This window comes from Rhizobium sp. 01N48, from assembly GCF_056399145.1.
Genome location: NZ_JBFTQT010000001.1, coordinates 406,540 through 428,835 on the forward strand (window position 1 = coordinate 406,540; position 22,296 = coordinate 428,835).

21 protein-coding genes are annotated in these 22,296 nt (G+C 62.8%); 10 read left to right on the forward strand and 11 right to left on the reverse strand.

Annotation, left to right across the window (positions count from 1 at the left end):
* Positions 1 to 117 precede the first annotated feature (117 nt).
* Positions 118 to 2,280, forward strand: a complete 2,163-nt coding sequence (gene ligA, locus AC1DOG_RS01965; protein WP_477926606.1) for an NAD-dependent DNA ligase LigA — start codon at positions 118 to 120, stop codon at positions 2,278 to 2,280.
* Between the two features lie 52 nt (positions 2,281 to 2,332).
* Here ligA and AC1DOG_RS01970 read toward each other — a convergent pair whose 3' ends face one another.
* Positions 2,333 to 2,866 (reverse strand): GNAT family N-acetyltransferase, encoded by a 534-nt coding sequence (locus AC1DOG_RS01970; RefSeq protein WP_477926607.1) that lies wholly within the window; start codon positions 2,864 to 2,866, stop codon positions 2,333 to 2,335.
* Between the two features lie 341 nt (positions 2,867 to 3,207).
* On the opposite strand from AC1DOG_RS01970, the gene AC1DOG_RS01975 reads away from it, so the two are divergent.
* The 4 genes from AC1DOG_RS01975 to AC1DOG_RS01990 all read left to right on the forward strand — a co-directional run bounded on the left by AC1DOG_RS01975 (position 3,208) and on the right by AC1DOG_RS01990 (position 5,985).
* Entirely contained in the window at positions 3,208 to 3,666 is a 459-nt protein-coding gene (locus AC1DOG_RS01975) for a nuclear transport factor 2 family protein (protein WP_477926608.1), read from the forward strand.
* A 99-nt stretch (positions 3,667 to 3,765) separates the two neighbouring features.
* The gene (locus AC1DOG_RS01980) at positions 3,766 to 4,356 is read left to right on the forward strand and encodes a 3'-5' exonuclease (protein ID WP_477926609.1); all 591 of its coding nucleotides are present in this window, start codon (positions 3,766 to 3,768) and stop codon (positions 4,354 to 4,356) included.
* A gap of 147 nt (positions 4,357 to 4,503) precedes the next feature.
* Positions 4,504 to 4,998, forward strand: a complete 495-nt coding sequence (locus tag AC1DOG_RS01985; protein ID WP_112944291.1) for a CreA family protein — start codon at positions 4,504 to 4,506, stop codon at positions 4,996 to 4,998.
* A gap of 117 nt (positions 4,999 to 5,115) precedes the next feature.
* Complete coding sequence (locus AC1DOG_RS01990; RefSeq protein WP_477926610.1) at positions 5,116 to 5,985, forward strand: aldose 1-epimerase family protein; 870 nt, start codon at positions 5,116 to 5,118, stop codon at positions 5,983 to 5,985.
* An 85-nt stretch (positions 5,986 to 6,070) separates the two neighbouring features.
* Here the strand turns inward: AC1DOG_RS01990 and AC1DOG_RS01995 are convergent, their stop codons facing one another.
* Together AC1DOG_RS01995 and AC1DOG_RS02000 are read right to left on the reverse strand one after the other, a co-directional pair.
* Positions 6,071 to 6,541, reverse strand: a complete 471-nt coding sequence (locus tag AC1DOG_RS01995) for a chemotaxis protein CheW (RefSeq protein ID WP_037110830.1) — start codon at positions 6,539 to 6,541, stop codon at positions 6,071 to 6,073.
* Between the two features lie 2 nt (positions 6,542 to 6,543).
* Positions 6,544 to 8,508, reverse strand: coding sequence for a methyl-accepting chemotaxis protein (locus AC1DOG_RS02000; protein WP_477926611.1), 1,965 nt, complete (start codon positions 8,506 to 8,508; stop codon positions 6,544 to 6,546).
* Positions 8,509 to 8,822: 314 nt separating this feature from the next.
* On the opposite strand from AC1DOG_RS02000, the gene AC1DOG_RS02005 reads away from it, so the two are divergent.
* Genes AC1DOG_RS02005 through AC1DOG_RS02015 form a run of 3 tightly spaced genes read left to right on the forward strand, consistent with a single transcriptional unit; the run spans position 8,823 to position 11,448 of the window.
* On the forward strand, positions 8,823 to 9,425 hold the full coding sequence (locus AC1DOG_RS02005; protein ID WP_477926612.1) for an SCO family protein: 603 nt from the start codon (positions 8,823 to 8,825) through the stop codon (positions 9,423 to 9,425).
* Between the two features lie 4 nt (positions 9,426 to 9,429).
* Complete coding sequence (locus tag AC1DOG_RS02010; protein WP_477926613.1) at positions 9,430 to 10,554, forward strand: FAD-dependent oxidoreductase; 1,125 nt, start codon at positions 9,430 to 9,432, stop codon at positions 10,552 to 10,554.
* A gap of 15 nt (positions 10,555 to 10,569) precedes the next feature.
* Positions 10,570 to 11,448: a 50S ribosomal protein L11 methyltransferase gene (locus AC1DOG_RS02015; protein WP_477926614.1), complete on the forward strand. Its 879-nt coding sequence runs from the start codon at positions 10,570 to 10,572 to the stop codon at positions 11,446 to 11,448.
* Between the two features lie 237 nt (positions 11,449 to 11,685).
* On the opposite strand, the gene AC1DOG_RS02020 is transcribed toward AC1DOG_RS02015, so the two are convergent.
* Positions 11,686 to 11,835 (reverse strand): hypothetical protein, encoded by a 150-nt coding sequence (locus AC1DOG_RS02020; protein WP_018897591.1) that lies wholly within the window; start codon positions 11,833 to 11,835, stop codon positions 11,686 to 11,688.
* Positions 11,836 to 12,120: 285 nt separating this feature from the next.
* Here AC1DOG_RS02020 and AC1DOG_RS02025 point away from each other — a divergent pair, with 285 nt between their 5' ends.
* The gene (locus AC1DOG_RS02025) at positions 12,121 to 13,956 is read left to right on the forward strand and encodes an aminopeptidase P family protein (RefSeq protein WP_477926615.1); all 1,836 of its coding nucleotides are present in this window, start codon (positions 12,121 to 12,123) and stop codon (positions 13,954 to 13,956) included.
* A gap of 45 nt (positions 13,957 to 14,001) precedes the next feature.
* On the opposite strand, the gene AC1DOG_RS02030 is transcribed toward AC1DOG_RS02025, so the two are convergent.
* A complete protein-coding gene (locus AC1DOG_RS02030) occupies positions 14,002 to 14,310 on the reverse strand; it encodes an AzlD family protein (RefSeq protein ID WP_477926616.1) in 309 nt (102 codons plus the stop codon).
* A 1-nt stretch (position 14,311) separates the two neighbouring features.
* Positions 14,312 to 15,028: an AzlC family ABC transporter permease gene (locus AC1DOG_RS02035; protein ID WP_477926617.1), complete on the reverse strand. Its 717-nt coding sequence runs from the start codon at positions 15,026 to 15,028 to the stop codon at positions 14,312 to 14,314.
* 133 nt (positions 15,029 to 15,161) lie between these two features.
* On the opposite strand from AC1DOG_RS02035, the gene AC1DOG_RS02040 reads away from it, so the two are divergent.
* The gene (locus tag AC1DOG_RS02040) at positions 15,162 to 15,410 is read left to right on the forward strand and encodes a DUF2164 domain-containing protein (RefSeq protein WP_477926618.1); all 249 of its coding nucleotides are present in this window, start codon (positions 15,162 to 15,164) and stop codon (positions 15,408 to 15,410) included.
* 98 nt (positions 15,411 to 15,508) lie between these two features.
* On the opposite strand, the gene pncA is transcribed toward AC1DOG_RS02040, so the two are convergent.
* The 5 genes from pncA to AC1DOG_RS02065 form a co-directional block, all read right to left on the reverse strand.
* Positions 15,509 to 16,138, reverse strand: coding sequence for a bifunctional nicotinamidase/pyrazinamidase (gene pncA / locus AC1DOG_RS02045; protein ID WP_477926619.1), 630 nt, complete (start codon positions 16,136 to 16,138; stop codon positions 15,509 to 15,511).
* A gap of 103 nt (positions 16,139 to 16,241) precedes the next feature.
* Complete coding sequence (locus tag AC1DOG_RS02050) at positions 16,242 to 17,543, reverse strand: sugar MFS transporter (RefSeq protein WP_477926620.1); 1,302 nt, start codon at positions 17,541 to 17,543, stop codon at positions 16,242 to 16,244.
* A gap of 1,057 nt (positions 17,544 to 18,600) precedes the next feature.
* Positions 18,601 to 20,241 (reverse strand): Na+/H+ antiporter, encoded by a 1,641-nt coding sequence (locus AC1DOG_RS02055; RefSeq protein WP_477926621.1) that lies wholly within the window; start codon positions 20,239 to 20,241, stop codon positions 18,601 to 18,603.
* A 240-nt stretch (positions 20,242 to 20,481) separates the two neighbouring features.
* Complete coding sequence (locus AC1DOG_RS02060; RefSeq protein ID WP_477926622.1) at positions 20,482 to 20,985, reverse strand: hypothetical protein; 504 nt, start codon at positions 20,983 to 20,985, stop codon at positions 20,482 to 20,484.
* 281 nt (positions 20,986 to 21,266) lie between these two features.
* Positions 21,267 to 22,103: a siderophore-interacting protein gene (locus AC1DOG_RS02065; protein WP_477926623.1), complete on the reverse strand. Its 837-nt coding sequence runs from the start codon at positions 22,101 to 22,103 to the stop codon at positions 21,267 to 21,269.
* Positions 22,104 to 22,296 lie beyond the last annotated feature (193 nt).

Below are 22,296 nucleotides of genomic sequence, written 5' to 3' on the forward strand. Positions count from 1 at the left end.
ACGGTCCGTCCAGTCGATCATCGGACCGATCTGTAACCAGTTGCTGACAACCATAAAGCGGCGCTTTTTCCCCGGTGAAAATTGCTCTAGAAAACGACTCCTCAAAGGGAGTCTGCCATGTCCGCCGCCAACCAAACGCCCGTCGAAACCCTGAGCGAAGAACAGGCCGCCGCAGAGCTTGCCTTTCTGGCGGCCGAGATCGCCAGCAATGACGAGCTCTATCATGGCAAGGACCAGCCGGCGATTTCGGATGCCGAGTACGACGCGCTGAAGCGGCGCAACGATGCGATCGAACAGCGCTTCCCGGAACTCGTCCGCGACGACAGCCCGTCGCGCCGTGTCGGCGCCGCCCCGCTCGCCACCTTCGCGCCGATCACCCATTCGCGGCCGATGCTGTCGCTCGACAACACGTTTTCCGACGAGGACGTGCAGGACTTCATCGGCTCGGTCTACCGCTTCCTCGGACAGCTCCCCGACGGCTCGATCGCGTTTACCGCCGAGCCGAAGATCGACGGCCTGTCGATGTCGATCCGCTACGAGAACCGCAAGCTGGTGAGCGCCGCAACCCGCGGCGACGGCACGACGGGCGAGAACGTTACCGCCAATGTGAAGACCATCAAGCAGATCCCGAACACGCTGCCTGCGGACGCGCCCGATATCGTCGAGGTGCGCGGCGAGGTCTATATGGCCAAGAGCGACTTCCTTGCGCTCAACGCGCAGATGGAGGCCGAGGGCAAGCAGACCTATGTGAACCCGCGCAACACGGCGGCAGGGTCGCTGCGCCAGCTCGACGCCAAGGTGACGGAGAGCCGCAAGCTGCGTTTCTTCGCCTATGCCTGGGGCGAGATCTCCGAGATGCCTTCAGACACACAGATGGGCATGGTCGAGACCTTCGGCAAATGGGGTTTTCCCATCAATCCGCTGATGAAGCGGTTGTCCTCGGTCGAGGACATTCTCGGTCATTACCGCGAGATCGGCCTTCAACGTCCCGATCTCGACTACGATATCGACGGCGTCGTCTACAAGGTCGATCGGCTCGACCTGCAGCAGCGCCTCGGCTTCCGCTCGCGCAGCCCGCGCTGGGYGACAGCGCACAAGTTCCCGGCCGAGCAGGCGTTCACCATTGTCGAGAACATCGACATCCAGGTCGGCCGCACCGGCGCGCTGACGCCGGTGGCGCGGCTGACGCCCGTCACCGTCGGCGGCGTCGTCGTCACCAATGCGACGCTGCACAACGAGGATTACATCAAGGGCATCGGCAATTCCGGCGAGCGCATCCGCGAGGATGATCACGATATCCGCATCGGCGACACCGTCATCGTGCAGCGGGCGGGCGACGTCATTCCGCAGGTGCTCGACGTGGTGATGGAGAAGCGGCCGGCGGGGGCAGAGGCCTATGTGTTTCCGAAAACGTGTCCTGTGTGCGGATCGCATGCGGTGCGGGAGCGCAACGAGAAGACCGGCAAGCTCGATTCCGTCACACGCTGCACCGGCGGCTTCGTCTGCCGCGCGCAGGCGACCGAGCACCTGAAGCATTTCGTTTCGCGCAACGCCTTCGATATCGAGGGTTTTGGGACCAAGCAGGTCGATTTCTTCTTCGAGAGCGAGGACGAGGCGCTGAAGATCCGCACGGCGCCGGATATCTTCACGCTCAAGAAGCGGCAGGAGGCCTCGACGCTGACCAAGCTCGAGAATATCGACGGCTTCGGCAAGGTGAGCGTCAAGAAGCTGTTCGACGCCATCGACGAGCGCCGCTCGATCGCGCTCAACCGTTTCATCTACGCGCTCGGCATCCGCCATGTCGGCGAGACCACCGCCAAGCTGCTCGCCCGCCACTACGGCACTTACGAGGCTTTCGAGACCGCGATGAAAGAAGCCTCGTCGCTGGCCGGTGACGCCTGGCAGGATCTGAACAATGTCGAGGGCATCGGCGAGATCGTCGCCCGCGCCATCGTCGAGTTTTACAAGGAGCCGCGCAATCTCGACGTCGTCGGCCGCCTGCTGGACGAGGTGACGCCCGAGGCCGCCGAGCAGATCGCCGCTTCCGACAGCCCCGTCGCCGGCAAGACCGTCGTCTTCACCGGCAGCCTGGAAAAATTCACCCGCGACGAGGCCAAGGCGCGCGCCGAAAGCCTCGGCGCCAAGGTCGCCGGCTCGGTCTCGAAGAAGACCGATATCCTGGTTGCTGGCCCCGGCGCCGGATCGAAGCTCGACAAAGCAAAAGAACTCGGCGTCCAGACGATGGATGAGGATGAGTGGCTGGCGTTGATTGGCGGGTGAGGTGTCAGGTGTTTGGTCGACGGTGATCGGTTGATTGCCGACCACCATACTCTCATCGCAACCGCCCCATGGCATACGCGTCGACATACTCGCCGGCGCGGTATCCGAAGGATTTCAGCAGCCCTTCCTGCTCGAAGCCGAACTTTCGGTAGAGCGCGATGGCGGGTTCGTTGTCGGTGTAGACGGTGAGTTCAAGGCGTTTGATGTCGAGCCAGTCATCCGCCGCCTCGACCATCGCCGCCAGCAGCCTTCTGCCAAAACCGCGGCCCACGAAGTCGTCATGCACACCCATGCCAATGCTCGCGACGTGTTGTCGGCGTCCGGAAAAGCGGTTGAGACCTCCGTTAGCGACGATCTTGTCGTCGAGCGTCACGACGAGATTGAGTGCGCCGGGCGAGGGGTTCTCCGCGTACTTGCGGACCTCGGTCACCGATGGATAGGGCAGACGCAGCGTGCCGGCGCGAAAACCGGGAAGGTTCGTCAACTCGGCGATCGCTTCGGCGTCCGATGAAAGTAGGGCGCGCACGCGGATGTCTCCGGCAGGTGCGGCTTTATTGGGCTGCGGATTTTCAGGGTCTCTCGGCATTCTGGCTCTCCTTTGTCGATACGAGGAGAGCCGGTTCCAAAAACCCTGCTCGCCTCGGCAGGGTTCTCGGGATGATCGCTATGCGTTCAACACAGCACAGCACCCGCGCACCCTTGATGGGGCGTGGTGATATGAAGGGTCATCATGGTTGCGTTGGCGATCATGGCACGAGGTTGCGATATGTCGTTACCTTTGTCAACTCATCCGGGTATTGCCCCCGCCGGGCCTTGCGAACCGGCCGGTAAAGCGACTGTGACTTTCCATGGGCGAGCGGATTTGCATCTTTCGGTCATCGCCTCGCTCAGCGGCGAGTCGTCAGATACGAACCGATAGGAAGTCCGATGAGGAAAGTGCTTACTCTCTCTGCCGTTGCCCTTACGCTGGCCTGCGCAGTGCCGGCTTATGCCCAGCAGGCTGACAGCGAAACTGTCGAGCAGCGCAACAAGGCAATCGTGCTCGATTTTTACGAGAAGGCGCTCAACCAGAAGGACTTTGCGGCGGCTGCGCCCTATCTCGGCAAATACATCCAGCACAATCCCAACGCCGCCGACGGTCCTGAGGGGCTGAAGGACTTTCTCGGCTTCCTCAAGCAGAAATATCCGCAGTCTCACAGCGAAATCAAACAGGTCTTCACCGACGGCGACTATGTGATCCTGCACGTCTTCGCGCTGCGCGAACCGGGAACACGCGGCAACGCCATCGTCGACATATTCCGCCTGAAGGACGGAAAGATCGAGGAGCACTGGGACGCGGTTCAGCCCATCCCGGAAAAGTCCGCCAACACCAATACGATGTTCTAGGCTCGGCGACCGAGATCGGCTGCGGGTCGACGTCTGCTTTTGCCGAATCGTTCCGCCGCGTCTAAAAGGGCGGCGGGACCGTCAGTCGGGAAAGTTCGCTTGAAAACCATCGCTATCGATTTCGAAACCGCCAACGAGCAGCGCGGCAGTGCCTGTTCGGTCGGGCTTGCCTGGATCGAGGATGGGGTGGTGACCAGGGTGGAGGAGCGGTTGATACGGCCGCGGGAGATGCGGTTTTCGGGGATGAACATCGCCATCCACGGCATCCGGCCTGAACATGTCGAGGATGCGCCGAAATTTCCCGAGGTGATGGACGAGTTCGTCGATGACTTCAGGGGTGCGACGATGATCGCGCATAACGCCTCCTTCGATTTCAGCGTCTGGCGTGCCTGCCTCGATGGCTACCGGCAGGCCTATCCCGAGCTTACCTATCTCTGCAGCCTGAAGATGTCGCAGCGGATCTGGCCGCATTTCCTGTCGCATCGGCTGAACATTCTGGCAGAGCATCTCGGGCTGCGTTTCGTGCACCACAATGCCGCCGAGGATGCCGCCGTCTGCGCGCAGGCGGCGATTGCCATGGCGCGGCATGTGGGGGCTGCGGCGGTGCATGCTATCCCCGAATTCATCGGCATGAAGCCGGGGCGGTTGACGTCGCGCGGCTACGAGCCCTGCACCTGCCGCAGGGGCTAGCGGCGCGAGCTTGCTGCTGGCGCTGAAGCCGGCGGGGCGCGTCTCGCTCCATGGGGTCAATTCATGGGCATGGGGTTTCTTGCCATGCGGCAGGCTCCGCCTATCTTAGCTTGCGCAACATTGAAGCGCCGCTGAGGGAATATCGCCATGTCCAGACTTCGCAATCTCGTCCTTTCCGCAGCCATCCTGGCTGGTGTGTCCGCAGGTGCCGCGTCCGCGGATGTCGTCGGCAAGGTGGGGGTCGACTGGATCGGCAATGATATTCTCGTCGATGCGGTGGCCGATCCTGAGGTCAAGGGCGTCACCTGCCATGTGAGCTATTTCGACCGCAGCGTCATCGATCGCGTCAAGAACGGAAACTGGTTCGAGGATCCTTCGAACAGCGCCATTTCCTGCCATCAGACCGGGCCGATCGAGATCGGCGATATCGACCTTTCGAAGGGCGGGGACGAGGTGTTCAAGTCGGGCATCTCGCTGGTTTGGAAGAAGCTCGTCGTCACCCGCATCTATGACAAGCAGAACGATACGCTGATCTATCTGGCGCATTCACGCGAGCTCACCAACGGATCGGCGAAGATGGCGATCTCCACCGTGTCGCTCTACGGGCAGACGGTGACCTGGAAGAACGGCAAGCCGCAATAAGGGCGGGCGCGCGCGCAACTTTCGGTGAAGCCTGGTCTTGTCGTCTCATGCGATATGGCAATCGTCATGCGGCGCGGATAAGGTCCGCGCCGGAGATCACATGGAAGAGGACTGACGATGCCTGATACCACCCGGATAGCAAACGAGTTTCTGAGCGTCGACGTCTCGTCGCTGGGTGCCGAGATGCAGACGCTCGATACCAGCGATGGCCGTTCGCTGCTGTGGAACGGCGACGCTTCCTTCTGGAGCGGGCGGTCGCCGATCCTGTTTCCGATCGTCGGCAAGGCGCCTGACGATGCGGTCGAGATCGAGGGCAAGCGCTATCCGATGAACCAGCATGGCTTTGCCCGCCGTGCCGAGTTCGCGCTCACCGCGTCCAGCGATACGATGTGCCGCTACGAACTTGCGGCGTCGGAGGCGACGAAGGCTGCCTATCCGTTCGATTTCGTGCTTGCGGTGGAGCATACCCTCGAAGGACGAACGCTGACGGTCGCCGCAGAGGTGAGCAATCGCGACACGCGGCCGATGCCGTTCGGGCTGGGCTTCCACTCCGCCTTCGTCTGGCCGCTGCCGGGTGCCGAGGGGAGTGATCATGTGATTACGCTCGACAATGGCGCCGAGCCCGCGCTCATCCGCCTGTCCGGCGGGCTGTTGTCGTTCGCCAAGCATCCGTCGCCGTTCAGGCAAGGGCGGCTGGTGCTCGATCACAGGATGTTCGATGAGGACGCGATGGTCTTCCCCGAGGGAGCCGGCGATGGGCTGCGCTATAGCGCCGAGGGTGGGCCGACGCTGCATTTCAGCTTCGAGAACCTGCCCAATCTGGCGCTCTGGCAGAAGCCCGGCGCGCCGTTCATCTGCATCGAGCCCTGGCATGGCATGGCGGCCGAAAATGGTGGCTCCAAGGCGCTTGCCGAGCGGCCCTACAGCCAGACGCTTGAAGCGGGCAAGACCGCGCGCTTTGCCTTCTCCGTCGAGATCTCGGGCTAGGCTCAGGCTGGCTGCCGCTTGAAATGAAAACAGCCCGCGACGGATCCCGTCGCGGGCTGTTTCGTATTGCGATGCTCGATCCGGCTTACGCGGCTTCGCGGGCCAGTTCGTCGGCGATGACGGTGTCGAGGTTGAGGAAGCAGACCATGGTCTTTTCCAGGGCCACGATGCCGCGGCAGAAGGCGCGCTGTTCTTCCGGGATGATTTCCGGCGCAGGCTGCAGGTCTTCGCTCTTGATGGTCATCATGTCGGAGACCTGTTCGACCAGTAGGCCGACCAGCTTGCCGGCGATGTCGGTGACGATGATGGCGGAGCGCTCGGAAGGCTCGGTCATCTTCATGCCGAGGCGGCAGGCCATGTCGATGACGGGGATAACGGCGCCGCGCAGGTTGATGAGGCCGAGAACGTAGGGCGGGGTGTGCGGCATCGGGGTGACCGGCGCCCAGCCGCGGATTTCGCGGATCGCCATGATGTCGATGCAGAATTCCTGCTCGCCGAGATGGAAGGACACGATCTCCAAATGAGAACCGGTCTGGTTGATGACAGTGCTATTCATGATCAAAATTCTTCCCAGTTGTCTCCGGCCGGAGCGGCCATGGCTCGTGCGGCGCTGCCGCCGCTGAATGCGCCCGCGACCTTGCCGATGAGGGCTCGGGCGGGAGATGATTTCGGATGCGAGGCTGCTGATGCTTCCCGCGGCGTGTGACGGGCATTCATGCCCTCGCCGATATTGAACGTGCCGATCAGCTGGATCAGGTGGTCGGCGTCGGTGGCAAGCGTATGGCTTGCCGCGTTCGTCTCTTCCACCATGGCCGCGTTTTTCTGCGTGACCTGGTCCATCTGGCTGATGGCTGTATTGATCTCGTTCAGTCCTACCGATTGTTCGCGTGCAGAGGTTACGATTGATTTAACATGTTCGTCGATCCGCGAAACATCTTCGCCGATTTCGCGCAAAGCCTGTCCCGCAGCCGTCACCAGCTCGCCGCCGGTCTTCACTTCGGCGCCGGATTTGCCGATCAGCGTCTTGATGTCCTTGGCGGCGTTGGCGGCGCGCACGGCGAGTTCACGCACTTCCTGGGCCACGACCGCGAAGCCCTTGCCGGCCTCGCCGGCACGCGCCGCCTCGACGCCCGCGTTCAGCGCGAGCAGGTTTGTCTGGAACGCGATCTCGTCGATGACGTTGATGATCTGGCCGATCTCACGCGAGGCGGTCTCGATGCGTTCCATCGCGGCCATGGCGTCGTTGACGACGATATCGGACTTGGCGGTGTTCTCCCGGGTGTGGGCAACCATCTGGCCGACGCTCTCGGCGCGGTTGGTGGCGTTGCGCACGGTGGTGGTGATCTGGTCGAGCGCGGCCGATGTCTGCTCCAGAGAGGCTGCCTGCTGCTCGGTGCGTTTGGCGAGGTCGTCGGCGGCCGAGCGCATCTGCCGGCCGTTGGCCTGGATTGAGGTGCCGTTGCGGGTGATCTCGGTCATCGTCTGGCGCAGCGTCGCGGTGGTCTGGTTGAAGTCGGCGCGCAGGCCCTCCAGTTCCGGCTTGAAGGCGTTTGCGATCGTCGCGGTGACATCGCCGGCGGCAAGGCGCTTCAGGCCCTGGCCGAGCGCTGTGACGGCAGTGTTGAGCGCCTCGGTGTCGGCAAGCTTGGCGGCGTCGCGGCTGCGGCGCTCGGCGTCCGATTGCTGGCGTTCGCTTTCGCTGCGCTGTTCGAGCGCGCGCTTGTCGATCGCCGCCTGCCTAAAGCCTTCGGCGGCGCGGGCCATGTCGCCGATCTCGTCGCCACGTTGGGTGGCGGGCACGGGGCTGTCGAGATCGCCATTGGTGATCCGCTGCATGCTGGCGCGGACGCTCTCGATGCCGCGGCGGATCGAGCCGCCATGGATGTATTGGAGGCCGGCCATGCACAACATCGCGATGATGCCGAGGCCGATCTGGATGTAGACGGCGTTCTGGGAAATAACGTTGGCCTGCTCGATGCGTTTCTTGGCGATGGCGCCGCCATCCAGCGCCAGCTTGTCGAGCGTCGTGGTCAGCTTGTCGCCGCCGGCGTCGATGGCGTCGTCCAGCTGGTCGAAGGCGGCTGCTGGAGCACCTGTCTCGACGGCATTCTTGAGGTCGCCGAGGATGCTCTGCTTGAGGGCGGCGACATCGCCGTCATAATTCGAGACGAGAGCGGCTGCGTTCATTTCGTCGGCGAGCAGGCGCATCTGGCTGGCGCCGCTTGAGAGCTGGGCGATCGAATCGTTCATCAGCTTCAGGCGTTCCGCCGTGACCACCTTGCTGTCGCGATCGACGATGGTGTCCATCGCGGCCAGGATCAGGGTCAGGTTGGCCGTGCGCATCTCGTTGATGTAGTCGACGCTTGCCTGGATTTCGTTGGCCCGATCGAGCGCCTTGCGCACCGTGATGTTTTCATACCATCCGATGCCCATCATCGCGCCGAAGCCGATCAATGCCGCGCCGGCGAGCGTCCCGAGCCTCTGGCTGACGGAAAGGCTCTTACGCACTGTCATGTCTGTCATGTGAAGACTTGTCCCCTCCCGCGATGAGCGCGGTCATGTTCTCATTCGCCAGCAAGCGGATAAGCGGGATCAAGCTCCAGCCGGACATCATGTCAGTCGAACGGCGAGCGTCCTATCCGGGGCTAAATATGCCAATGATTTTTTAAGTATTTGCTAACGATACCGCGCTTGGAAATGGCGGGTCCGCGATTGCGCTCCTGATTGGGTGAGGCAATTCATCACGGCTCGAAAAACGTCTTGTTGAATTGCGCGGGTGCCGGCGACGCGATATCAGGCAAGCGAAGGGATCATTCCCTGGGGCGAGGAAATTATCGATGAAAACAGTGCGTATCGCCGTGTGGGTTGCCGTGTTCCTGATGGCCGGTATCCTGGGATGGCTGACCTTGAATGTGACGCAGACCAAGGAAGTGGCCTCCGACGGTCCGTTCGGCGTTCCGTTCACGCTTGTCGCCCAGGATGGCAAGCCGATCACCGAGCAGGCGTTTCGCGGCAAGCCGTCGGCGGTGTTCTTCGGCTTCACCCATTGCCCCGAGGTCTGCCCGACGACGCTGTTCGAGCTGGATGGCTGGCTGAAGCAGGTCGATCCGAATGGCGACAAGCTGCACGCCTATTTCGTCAGCGTCGATCCGGAGCGCGATACGCCCGAGGTGATGAACCAGTATGTGTCGAACGTCTCCAAGCGGATCGTCGGCATTTCGGGCGCGCCGGACAAGGTGGCCGAGGTGATCAAGGGTTACCGCGTCTACGCCAAGAAGGTGCCGGTCGACGAAAACAATCCCAATGGCGATTACACGATGGATCACAGCGCGCAGGTGTTCCTGCTTGACTCCCAGGGTCGTTTCTCCGGCACGATCGCCTATGGCGAAAATCCCGATACGGCGGTAAAAAAGCTGGAGAACCTCGCCAACAAGGGATGAGATCATGGCGCCGGGGCATCGCAGCATTCTGATTGCAGGCGCCGGCACGACCGGTCTTACCGTTGCCCTCGAACTCGCCCGACGCGGCTTTCGCCCGCGTGTCGTCGACAATGATGTCGGTCCCGTTCCGCTTGCCGAAAGCAGGGCACTGGGCGTCAATGCCCGGACGCTGACGCTGCTTGGCCCGTCACGGGTGACGGATGCCATCCTGCAGGAGGCGCAGCAGATCGCGCAGTTTCGCGCGACCTCCGAGGGGAAACGCCTGGCGACGGTCGACACGACGAAGCTGCAGGGGCGCTTCAGCGCCATTTATGCGCTGGCGCAAGGTCATACCGAACGACTGCTCTTAAGCAAGCTCGATGATTACGAGGTCGATCCCGAGTGGCAGACCGCGATCGAGAAGGTATCCGGCGATGCCAAGCCCGTCGTCACGCTGCGCAAGCCTGACGGGACCGTCGAGACGGCCACTTTCGATATCGTCATCGGGGCGGATGGCGCGCATTCGGTGGTGCGCAAGGCTGTCGGTATCGGCTTTCCGGGCGAGGCGCTGGAGAGCAGCTTCTATCTCGCCGACTTTCGCTACAAAAAGGAGATCGACCCGCATTTCATCGAGATGCAGCTGGTCGATCCCGGGATGATCGGCCGGATCCCGGTTGAGCGCGATGTGCTGCGGTTCATTTCCACGCTGCCGGATTTCGAGACGAAGATCGTGCATCCCGGGCCGGTGGCGGAGCGTCTGTGGGCCTCGGAGTTTCGCATTCATTTCCGCCATGTCGAAGAGATGGCCAAGGGCAATGTGTTTCTGGCCGGCGATGCCGCCCATATCCATTCACCGGCTGGTGCGCGGGGGATGAATCTCGGGATCGAGGATGCCTGCTGGCTCGCCTATCTGATTTCCGAGGGGCGCGAGAGCGAGTACAGCCGGTTGCGGCTGCCGGCGGTCAAGACGGTGCTGAAGCAGACGCGGCAGCTGACAAGGCTGATTGCGATGCGCAATCGACTGGCTATTTCGATCCGGAACCTTGCGGTGCCGGTGCTTTTTAGACTACCTGCATTCCAAAGAAGATTGCTGACCGGCGTTGCGGGATACGACACGCCGCCGCCGCCGTGGATTGACGGCGCGTTGTAACGGGAAAGACCGACCTTGAGTGAAATCCGCCTTTATGTGACGACGACAGAAGTGCTGGCCGGGGCAGTGCTCGACCTTTTGTCCGAGGTGTTCGGCGAAGAAGACTTTGCCATCGCCACCACCGAAATCGACGAGAAGAAGGACATCTGGGAAGCCTCCGTCTACATGATGCGCGAGGACGAGGATGACGTCCGGGTTCGGGTCGAGGCAGCGCTGGGCGAAGCATTCCCCGAGATGTCTGTCCAGCGCGAGGTCATTCCCGATGTCGACTGGGTGGCGAAATCGCTCGAGGGGCTGAAGCCGGTCCGGGCAGGGCGCTTCCTGGTGCATGGCTCGCACGACCGCGACAAGGTGCGCTCCGGCGATATCGCCATCGAGATCGATGCCGGGCAGGCCTTCGGCACCGGCCATCATGGCACGACGGCGGGCTGCCTCGAGGTTATCGACCGCGTGGTGCGTTCGCGCCGGGTCCGCAACGCGCTCGATCTCGGCACGGGTAGCGGTGTTCTGGCGATCGCGGTGCGCAAGCTGAAGAACATTCCGGTTCTCGCCACCGACATCGATCCGATCGCCACCCGTGTCGCGGCCGAGAATGTGCGCCGCAACGGCATCGCGTCGGGTATCATCACGGAGACGGCGCCGGGGTTCCATTCGACGGCGTTTTCGAACCATGGTCCGTTCGATCTCATCATCGCCAACATCCTAGCGCGGCCGCTGATCAAGATGGCGCCGCAGCTCGTCACGCATCTGGCGCCGGGCGGATCGGTGATCCTGTCGGGCATTCTGGCGTCGCAGCGCTGGAAGGTGCTGGCGGCCTATAATGGCGCGCATCTGAGGCATGTGCGCACCATCTGGCGCAATGGCTGGGTGACGATCCATCTCGACCGGCCATGAGGCCACTAGGATTTAATTAGCAATCAAAAAAGCCCTGAGCGCCTGATGGCCTCGGGGCTTTTGCATTTCAATCGCGTCACATCGCGACAAAAAGAAAAGGCGGCGCCAATGGCACCGCCTTGCGACCGGTTTCCCGATCATGTCTGCGAGCTTGATGAGGAGGAGTGCTCAAGCAGACGTCTACTTATTCTGATCGCCGTTCCGGTGAGGGAGGAGGAGAGCGGAGCGGCGCGTTGCTCAGAATGCGTAGCTTCTTGCGGCGCCAGCGAGAATGGTGCGGGGGCCTTCGTTCAGCGGGCGACGAGCGCCGATGATATGACGGACAGTCTGGCGCTCGCCAGCCTGTACCGGGCTGCTGTAAGCGGAGCGCGACAGAGAGGCAGTCATTTCAAAATTCCTTTTGTTTCCGGTTCACTTTGAACCATTCGATGAGCGCCTTATAACCGATTGAAAAAATCGAGGCAGAGGGTTTGTTTCATGGGAGCCATGCAGCCAATGCATAAAGCGTGCCAAGCCGGTGAATTGCGCCTCATTTCCGCCCAAATATTACGCGGCTTTCGGTTGTCGGCGAGACGCGGTTTTTCTCCCGTTCGCGTGAAATTCCGATAACATAGCGGCATTCCGCCTGCCGGATTCGTGTTGAATGTCGGACCAAACATCAGGTTTTTGAGCATGTACCAGTCTTTCGAAGTCACCTCCACGCCACAATTCGGCCGCGATCGCACCTCTGCGCTGCGTGCAAGTTTCGACGAACTTGCGATCGACGCCTTTCTTGTCCCCAGGGCGGACGAGTTCAACGGCGAATATGTGCCGGCATGTTCGGAACGGCTGGCGTGGCTGACGGGCTTTACCGGCTCGGCCGGCATGGCGCTGGTGACGCGCACTGAAGCGATCGTGTTCGTCGACGGCCGCTATGTGACGCAGCTTGCCGAGCAGGTGGATGGTTCGGTGTTTACGGGTGGCGATCTCGTCAACGAGCCGCCGCATCTGTGGCTCGGCAATCACGGCGCCAAGGGGCTGCGGCTCGGGATCGATCCGTGGCTGCATTCCGGCGCCGAGGTCAAGCGGCTGGAGAACGCGCTGGACGCAATCGGTGGCTCGCTGATCATCCTTCCGCACAATCCGCTCGACAGGCTCTGGGCCGACCGGCCGCAGGAGCCGCTGGGGGCCGTTGCCATCCAGAACGTGGCGCAGGCGGGTATCCTCGCCGATGAAAAGATCGCCAAGATCGCGGCCGATCTTAAAGCCAAGGATATCAAGGCGGTTCTGATCGCCGATCCCTCTTCGGTCGCCTGGATCTTCAACATTCGCGGCGCCGACGTGCCACACACGCCGCATCCTTTGGCGCGCGCCATCATCTATGCCGACGGCAAGGCCGACCTGTTTCTCGACAAGCGCAAGACTGGGATCGAGCAGGAGGCCTATCTGGCGCAGATGTGCGTGCAGCTGCCGCCATCGGTGCTCAAGGAGACGCTTTCGGCGGTTTCCAAGGACGGTGGCCGGGTGCTCGTCGATCCCGATCTCACCTCCTACGGGCTTGCCAGCATCATTCGCGCGGCTGATGGTGTCGTGGTCGAGGGCAACGATCCGGCGAAGCTGCCGCGGGCTGTCAAGAACAGCGTCGAGATCAACGGGTCTGCGGCGGCGCATCTGCAGGATGGCGCGGCGATGGTAGAGTTCCTGTGCTGGCTGGCGCAGACCAAGCCCGGCACGGTGACCGAGATCGAGGTCGCCGAGAAGCTCGAGGCGGCGCGCGCCAAGGTCGGGCAGAGCATGCAGAACCCGCTGAAGGACATCTCCTTCGACACGATCTCGGGTGCCGGACCGCACGCGGCAATCATGCACTACCGGGTGACGACGGAGAGCAACCGCAAGCTTGAGGCGGGCGAGCTGTTCCTGATCGATTCCGGCGCGCAATACATCAACGGCACCACCGACATCACCCGCACGGTGGGTGTTGGCACTGTTTCGGAAGAGCAGAAGCGGTTCTTCACGCTGGTGCTGAAGGGGATGATCCAGATCAGCACGGCGCGGTTCCCTAGGGGTACGCGCGGCTGCGATCTCGATCCGCTGGCGCGTATCGCGCTCTGGCGGGCAGGGGCCGATTTCGGCCATGGCACGGGTCACGGCGTCGGTTCCTATCTCTCCGTGCACGAGGGGCCGCAGCGGATCTCCCGGATGTCGACGCAGGAGCTTCTGCCAGGGATGATCCTTTCCAACGAGCCCGGCTACTACCGGCCGGGCGCGTTCGGGATCCGCATCGAGAACCTGATCTATGTGCGCGATGCCGAGCCCGTCGAGGGCGGCGACATGCCGGTGATGAGCTTCGAGACGCTGACCTTCTGCCCGATCGACCGCAGCCTCGTCATTCCCGAGCTTCTGACCCATGACGAGCTGCACTGGTTCAACGACTATCACGTGAAGACGCGTGAAGCGCTGATGCCGCTGATCCATGACCACGAGGTCAAGGCGTGGCTGGAAAACGCGACGCTGCCGCTGGAATATTGAGAACTATCGAGTTGTGGGGGCGGCGACCGCTGATCGGTCGCCGCGTCAGCCGCCGATCGTGTGGCGCCAGGCCATGACGACCGCCCAGGCGGCGACCAGCATCCATGTGTGCGAGACGCGCAGGCCGACCAGAAGGGCAACGACCAGCGCCAGCTCGGTTTCCCAGCCGCCGGTGAAGAAGGCGGGGGCGACGAGCGTGGTGAGCACCGCGGCCGGCACGGCGGCAAGGGCCGCTTCCATGCGCGGCGGAATGCGCTTCATCGTGGTGATCAGGATATAGCCGCCGATGCGCGTCGCATAGGTTGCGACGGCGGCTGCCAGGATGATCAGCAACATGTGGGGATCGAAGGTCACGTCACACCTCGTGCAGATCAGATTCGAGTTCCTGCGCCGTCGGCGGCGGCGGGAACAAAGCGGCAAGCAGGATGCCGGCGGCAGCGCCAAGGCTCACATGCCAGGGCGAGCCGACATAGTGATAGGCGACGACCGAGGCGATGGCGCTGACGGCGGCCACGGGAATGAAGTTGTCGCGGTGGCGAAAATCGAGAACGATGCCGAGGAAATAGGCCGGCAGCAGGATATCCAGCCCGATCGACTTCGGATCGCCGATATAGCGGCCGAGCGTGCCGCCGAGCAGGCTGACCAGCGTCCATGGGACATAGATGATCAGGCCGAAGCCGAGATACCAGGCGAAGGTCACCGGCTTTCCGGCTTCGCCGCGCTTCACCGTCTCGGCGAACTGCGGATCGACAAGCAGGAAGAAGGTGAAGAACTTCTGCAGCTTGGTGAAATGCTTGATGTAAGGCGCGATCGCCGCCGAATAGAGCACGTGGCGGAAATTGACGGCGAGGATGGAGGCGACGATCAGCCATGCCTGGACGTCATGGCCGAAAAGCTCGAGGCCGACCATCTGGCTGGCGCCGGCATAGACGGTGGCGCTCATGAAGGTGAGTTCGAACAGCGACATGCCATGATCGGCGGCGAGCGCGCCGAACAGCGCGCCAAACGGGGCGGAGGCCAGCGCGATGGGGAAACCGCCGCGCAGACCGTCGATAAAATTCGCGCGTGACATCGGCGATCATCCTCCTGGAATTTGGAACCCCTCTAAGGGGCGAGGGCTACGCCCGCAAGCGAATTTCCTTGATTGACCGATCGATTTCGCTGAACGGTGCCAAAGCAGTAGCCGTGAAGCCAATGAGGGGACGATGAAGCCGATCGAATTTTCCAAGGACGAGAAGGCGGCGCTGATCGCGCGCATCCAGCACCACTTCGACCGCGAGCTTGATCAGCCGATCGGCTTGTTGAAGGCCGAACTGGTGCTTGATTTCTTCGCAAAGGAGGTGGGAGCTGCCTATTATCGAAAGGGTATCGACGATGCACAGGCAGCGCTGGCGCGCCGCATCGACGACTTCTCTGATGATGTGTATCAGTTGCAGCGCGAGGCGGGTGACTAGAGCCTTTCCGCGTTTCTTCGAAATGCAAAGATGCTCTATCTATTTGTTACGACGCAATTCCGGACGCAAAACCGCGCTGCACTTTTGCTGGAATTGCTCTAGGCCTCGCCGATAAGCTGTTCGCTGGTGACGATATCGATGCCGCTTTCGCGCATCTCCTTGATCGCGGCGGCCACACCTTCCGGCGTGATGCCGCGGCTGGCGTCCTCGATGAAGCGAACCTTGACGCCGGGTAGCATTTCGAGCGCATCGAGGGCCGAGAACTTGACGCAGTAATCGGTTGCGAGGCCGCAGAGGTCGAGCTCGGTGACGCCCTGTTCCTTCAGATAGTCGGCGAGGCCGGTTATGGCGTCCTGGTCGTTGTCGCGGAAGGCGGAGTAGCTGTCGACGTGGTGCTTCTCGCCCTTCTGGAAGATCACGTCGATCTCGGGCACCCTGAGTTCGGGATGTAACTCGGCATCTTTCGTGCCCTGGACGCAATGGTCCGGCCACATCATCTGCGGCTTGCCTGAGAGTTCGTGGAGTTCGAAGGGTTGCTTGCCTTCATGAGAGGAGGCGAAGCTGCCGTGGCCTTCCGGATGCCAGTCCTGCGAGGCGACGATCAGGTCGTATCGGTCGCTCGCGATCAGCCGGTTGGCGATCGGGACCACCTTGTCGCCATCGGGAACGGCGAGGTTTCCGCCGGGGCAGAACCCGTTCTGGATGTCGATCAGCAGCAAGGCCTTCATTGGCAGTTTCTCCACCTATTGTTGCACGGCAACATGCCAAGACGTGTGTCACGGCGCAAGAGTGGAAACGCCCCGCCAGTGCGGCGGGGCGCGATTTTATCGATCAGGCGTGCTTGGCAACCTGCTGTGCATTCGGGCGGTGACCCTTCAGGCCGTAGAAGACGATGTATGCGTAGCACACGATCGGCATCAGGAAGGCGAGGTGGATGCCGATCGTATCGGCAAGGACGCCCTGGAGGACAGGAAGGAGAGCGCCGCCGACGATCGCCAGGCACAGGATGCCGGAGCCCTGGCTGGTGAACTTGCCGAGGCCATAGAGACCGAGCGAGAAGATCGTCGGGAACATGATCGAGTTGAACAGGCCAACCGCGAGGATCGCCCACATGGCGGTGTGACCAGTCGTGAACACGGTGACGAGCAGCAGGATGATGACGGCGGCCGCGTTGAAGGCCAGTGCCTTGCCGTCGTCGACATAGCGCATGGCAACCGCGCCGATGAAGCGACCGACCATGGCGCCACCCCAGAAATAGGAGACGTAATGGGCGGCGTCGGCCTCGGAGAAGCCGGCGATGTCGGGCTGGCTCATGAAGTTGACGAGGAAGCTGCCGATGCTGACTTCAGCGCCGACATAGACGAAGATGCCGATGGCGCCGAGCACGAGGTGGCGGAACTGCCAGGCAGAACCACCGCCGACGATCGGCTCGATCTCCTCGTCGCCTTCGACCTGCGGCAGCTTGAGGGCCGCGAAGACGGCGGCGAGCACCAGGAAGGCGGCTGCAAGCAGCATGTAGGGGAACTTCACGGCGCCGGCTTCGGCGATCCTGATCGCGTCGAGCTGTTCGGGCGTGGCGCCGGAAACGGCCGCGGTGGCTGCCGACAGGATCAGGAAGGCACCGAAGATCGGCGCGATCGTGGTGCCGAGCGCGTTGAAGGCCTGGGTCATGGTCAGGCGGCTGGCGGCGGTATCCGGCGGGCCGAGAACGGTGACATAGGGGTTGGCCGCGACCTGCAGCAGCGTCACGCCGCATGCGAGCACGAAGAGTGCGCCGAGGAACAGGCCGTAAACGCGGTAGCTGGCGGCGGGAACGAAGAGCGCGCAGCCGATGGCAGCGATGATCAGGCCGAGCACGATGCCCCACTTATAGCCGATACGCTTCACGATCGCGCCCGATGGCAGCGAGGCGATGAAATAGGCGCCGAAGAAGCACAGCTGAATGAGCATCGACTGCGTGTAGTTCAGCTGGAAGACGTTCTTCAGATGCGGGACGAGAATGTCGTTCAGGCAGGTGATGAAACCCCACATGAAGAACAGCGATGTCAGGGCAATGAGCGCAAACTGATAATTGGCTGCCGGAGACGACGACGCCGACGTCTTCGCAGCATTGTTTGTTGTTATACTGGCCACTTTGGAACCTCCTGTTGTGGACGCCGGGTATTTTCCTTTGAATGCCGTTGTCAAAACGGGCCGGCGGTGGCTCGGCGGGGCGCTCTGGGGGAAGCGTGCAGCAAGCCACGGTGCGTCATATATGCGCAATTTTCGGATTTCGATAGTATTCAAAGTGTTTTGTTGTGCTTTGCAGTAAAATGTTTCGCATTTGCGAGATCAGGGGTGGGGGAGAGGGTGTTTTGGGGTGTTTGCGGGGGCGAAAGACCCTCTCTGCCTGCCGGCATCTCCCCCACAAGGGGGGAGAACGCTGGGGGTGGCCGCTCGCTCCACCTTTGCTGTTTGGGCGAGTGCGAGCCACGAGTCTTCTCCCCCCTTGTGGGGGAGATGGCCGGCAGGCCAGAGAGGGCATTGCACGGCACAACGTTAATCTTATCCCACCTTCCACGCACGCCAAAACCGCGCGCGAAGCAAAGCCTCGCGACGGTCGGCGGCATGAAACGGGAAGGGCAGGCGGTTTGTTGTCGGTGGTATTGGTTGTCAGGCTGTCCGCCTGCCCGATCACCTTGGTTTCCGGTTCGCCCGACCCGACAGGAGCGTCTCTCGGATCGGTCTTGCAGGTGGATCATCAGCCCTGACGGCGTCTAACCCCCTTGGCAACCATCACCACACGCCGGATTTCGAGCGGCTGAGCATCCGGTTCGCGACCCGGCTCCCAGTGCGGTGACGAGGGGAGTATGGCGGGGCGGCGCGGGGTGGGGATGAGAAAAGTTTGGGGTGGGGGGGTAGGGTGTTGAGCGGGTTGAGGGATTTGTTTTGTGGGGTGGGTGGTTGTGCCCGTGGCGCGGGGTGGTGGTATGGGGGCTGAGGCTGCGCCCTAAAGACCCTCTCTGGCCTGCCGGCCATCTCCCCCACAAGGGGGGAGAAGACCCGCGGCGATAACTCGCCCGGACAGCAAGAGTGGAGCGAGCGGCTGCCTCCAGCGTTCTCCCCCCTTGTGGGGGAGATGCCGGCAGGCAGAGAGGGCGTTACACGGCAAAACGCTAGCTCACGACCCGCCCCACCCCAAAGCTCGCCCTCACGTCCCCGAAAAACGCGCCTCGGCAAGATCGGCCTCACGCACCAGCTTCTTCATCAGCTCTTCCGAGAGCTTGCGGTTCTTCGCCAGCCGGAAGAACTCGGCGCGTTCGGCCTTGACGCCGGCGAGGCGCAGCTTGCGTTCGATCTCTTCGCTGCGGCGGGCAAGCATGGCGTCGTCGCCGGTCTTGGAGCGGCCGGCGATGCGTTGGCGGTAGATGTCCATCAGGCGGGCGCCGGCGTCGGCGTAGAGGTCGGCGTCGGCGCGGCCTTCGCCCATGTCGTGCTGCAGCTGCTCGATCGCCTTGATGGCGGCCTCGGCGCCGCGGATGCGGGCTTCGTCCTCCTCGCGCTGGTGGGAGGGCTCTGCCGGCACATGCAGGTTCTTCAAGAGGAAGGGCAGGCCGATGCTGGCGGCGACCAGCGAGACGATGATGACGCCGGCGGCGAGGAAGATCGACAGGTCGCGGCCGGGGAAGGGTGAGCCGTCGCCCATGGTCAGCGGTAGAGTCAGAACGCCGGCGAGCGTGATGGCGCCGCGGGCGCCGGCAAGCGAGGTGGCGGCAACGAGGCGCCAGCTCGGGCGGGTGAACTCGTAGCCGCTGCGGGCGGCGCGATAAAGCGTGAAGCGCAGCGACACCCAGACCCAGGAGAAGCGCAGCGCGGCGAGCGCCACGTTGATCGCGACGATGTAGACGATGAGCCAGAGCGGGTCGTAATGCCCGGTTTCGCGGACGATGTTGATGGCGCTGGAGGCGATCTGCGGCAGCTGCTCGCCGAGCAGCACGAAGATGACGCCGTTCATGGCGAACTGGACCGTGTCCCAGACGGCGGTGCGGCGCACGCGGGTGACGGCGGATGCGCGCCCGCTCTGCTCGCCGAAGCTCATGGTGATGCCGGCCGCGACCGCCGCCAGAATGCCGGAGCATTCCAGATGTTCGGCGATCAGATAGGCGGCGAAGGGGAGCAGCAGGCTGATCAGGATCAGCGAGCCGGTCTCTTCGCCAAGCTTGCGCGTGAGGAAGCGCTGCAGCTGCATGACCGCCCAGGTGACGCCGACGCCGATCACAATGCCGCCGATCGCCACCCAGAAGAAGGTGCCGACGGCATCCGTCAGCGAGAAGGTGCCGGTGAGTGCTGCGGCGACCGCAAAGCGCATGCAGACGAGGCCGGACGCGTCGTTGAGCAGCGATTCCCCTTCAAGAATGTGCATCAGACGGTTGGGGATCGGCACGCGGGCGGCAATCGCGGAGACCGCGATCGGATCCGTCGGCGAGAGGATGGCTGCCAGCGCGAAGGCGACGGCAAGCGGCATGGAGGGGATGAGCAGATGGATGAGCAGGCCGACACCGAGGACGGTGAAGATGACGAGGCCGAGCGCCAGCTCGAGAATGACGCCCTTGTCGCGGAGCAGGCCTTCCTTGGGAATGCGCCAGCCATCGAGAAAGAGCAGCGGCGGCAGGAAGAGCAGGAAGAAGAGATCGGGATCGAGGCTGACACCGAGATCGGCCACCGAGGCGATAACGGCGCCGAGCGCGATCTGCACGAGAGGCGGCGGGATCGGGATCGGGGAGAGCCTGGTGAGTGTTCCGCTAACGACCACTGCAAACAGCAGGATCAACGAAACGCTGATGCTTTCCATGAAATGCCATGTCCTTCGTTCTTACCGTCGAAGTTCGGTTTTGCGGGTTTTTGGCTGTCGTTGCAACGGCGGGGCTATCGCTTCGTCCGACCTGCGACATTGCGCCATAGGCGCGTGCACTGTGGGTCAAGTGCTTGATGAGGCTGGATCCGCTTGCCCATACACGGCGGGCGGTATCGCAAATATGGGCTGTTTCGGCTCCCCCGGCGGAGCCGTGTTGCACGCCAATCAGGCGGCCAATCACATAGTCTGCGTGTTGTCGGTATCGGAGGCGAGCGAGGAGCCGTAGGTGGTCTGGTAGGCGCGGATCGCGGTCTGCATGTCGGTGAGGACCTGCGTGACGGCGGTGTTGTCGCCGGCGCCGGCACTTTCGGCGATCTTCGACGGATCGGCTGAGAGAACCTCACTGGTCGTCAGCTTGCCGTCGTTGTTGCTGTCCATCAGCGCCAGAATGCCCTTCGGGCTGTTGCCGGAGAGGCTGCCATCGTCGCTCGATCCATCGTCGCTCTCGCTCGACTGCTGCAGCTGCAGCATCAGGGAGAGGATGTCGGCGGCGATCTTCTGGGTGACGCTGGCGCTGTCGGCGGTGCTGTTTGCCGTCGAGGCCTTGGTCGTCGTCGTCGCGGTTGTGCTGGTGGTGTTGGCTGCGGCCAGCTCGTCGGCGGAGATGATGCCGTCGCCGTTCTTGTCGAGGCTGGAAATATACTGGGCATTGTTGCCGCCCAGAGAGGAAACACTGGTCACTGGAATCTCCTTTGCGAGTCCATCGTGAAAACCGTCCTTCATGGACGAACAGGGACGGGCTAAGGTGATTTGCCGGCGGCGTCAAAAGGGGAATGTTGTGATGAATTTCAGCCGATTGACCGAGGTCAATCAGCGGGATTAAGATTTCGTTTACCCTATGTGTGTGGGCGATTCGGGCTGGGCTGGGCGTTTCACCCGAAGCCCAGCCTTTTCTCGTATCCATCCCCGTCGAGCAAGCGGCACGCGACAAAGAGGGCGGAGGGGACGGCATCAAGCCGCCCTCAATCCCCGTGCGTCTCGTGGAAATCGGCCTGGCCGCGCTTCCAGTAGCCGGCGGCCTTGATCCAGGGCTTGGGATGGCCGCGCTCCTCGACCATGACGACACGCAGGCGCTTGGCGAGGACGGTTTCGCAGGCGATCCAGACATAGCCGTCGCCTTCGGGCAACATGATATCGCGCAGCACCTGTTCGAGATCGTCCGTGGTGCCTGCCGGCTGCGCGCCGCGGTGCAGCCAGGTGACGGAGAGGTCGGCCTTGCTGGCGAAGGTCTGCTCTTCCTCGGGACCGGCGACTTCGGCGACGACGATTGCCTTGGCGCCTTCGGGCAGTTCCTCGAGGCGGCGGCCGATGGCGGGGAGCGCGGTTTCGTCGCCGACCAGCAGGTACCAGTCGAAATCGGTGGAGACGACGAAGGAGCCGCGCGGGCCGCCGAGGCCGAGCCTGTCGCCGGGCTTGGCGTTGATCGCCCATTCGGTGGCAGGGCCGGCCTCGTGCAGGGCGAAGTCGATGTCGAGTTCTGCGGCCACGGGATCATAGCGGCGGGGCGTGTAGTCACGCAGCGACGGGCGGTTTTCCGGGTCGATCAGCAGCTTGCCCTCGGGGCCCATTTCCGGGAAAGCCGGCTCCTCGCCTAGGCGGGGCACGAGGATCTTGACGTGGTCGTCATGGCCGAGGCTGACGAAGCCTTCGAGATCGGCGCCCTCGAGCGTGACGCGCAGCATTTGCGGCGTGACATGTTCGACGCGGCGCACAGTCAGCACGCGGCGCTTCAGTTCGTGGCGGACGCGTTCGATCAGGTGGCGCTTTTCGGTGGGGGATGGCGTGGTGTTGGCCGTCATCTTTGGTTCCTTCTTCAGAACCGGGACGCTCATGACGCAGGCACGCCGCGCCGCTCGCACCCCGGCTTCGGGTTCGATCAGCGCGTTGGTTGACGTTAACGCTTACGTGCGGCGCCGCTCTCAAGGAGCGGATGCGGCAGATGTGCCCCTTACCTAGCGGGGCCGGCGGGACTGGCAAGATTAAAACATGATT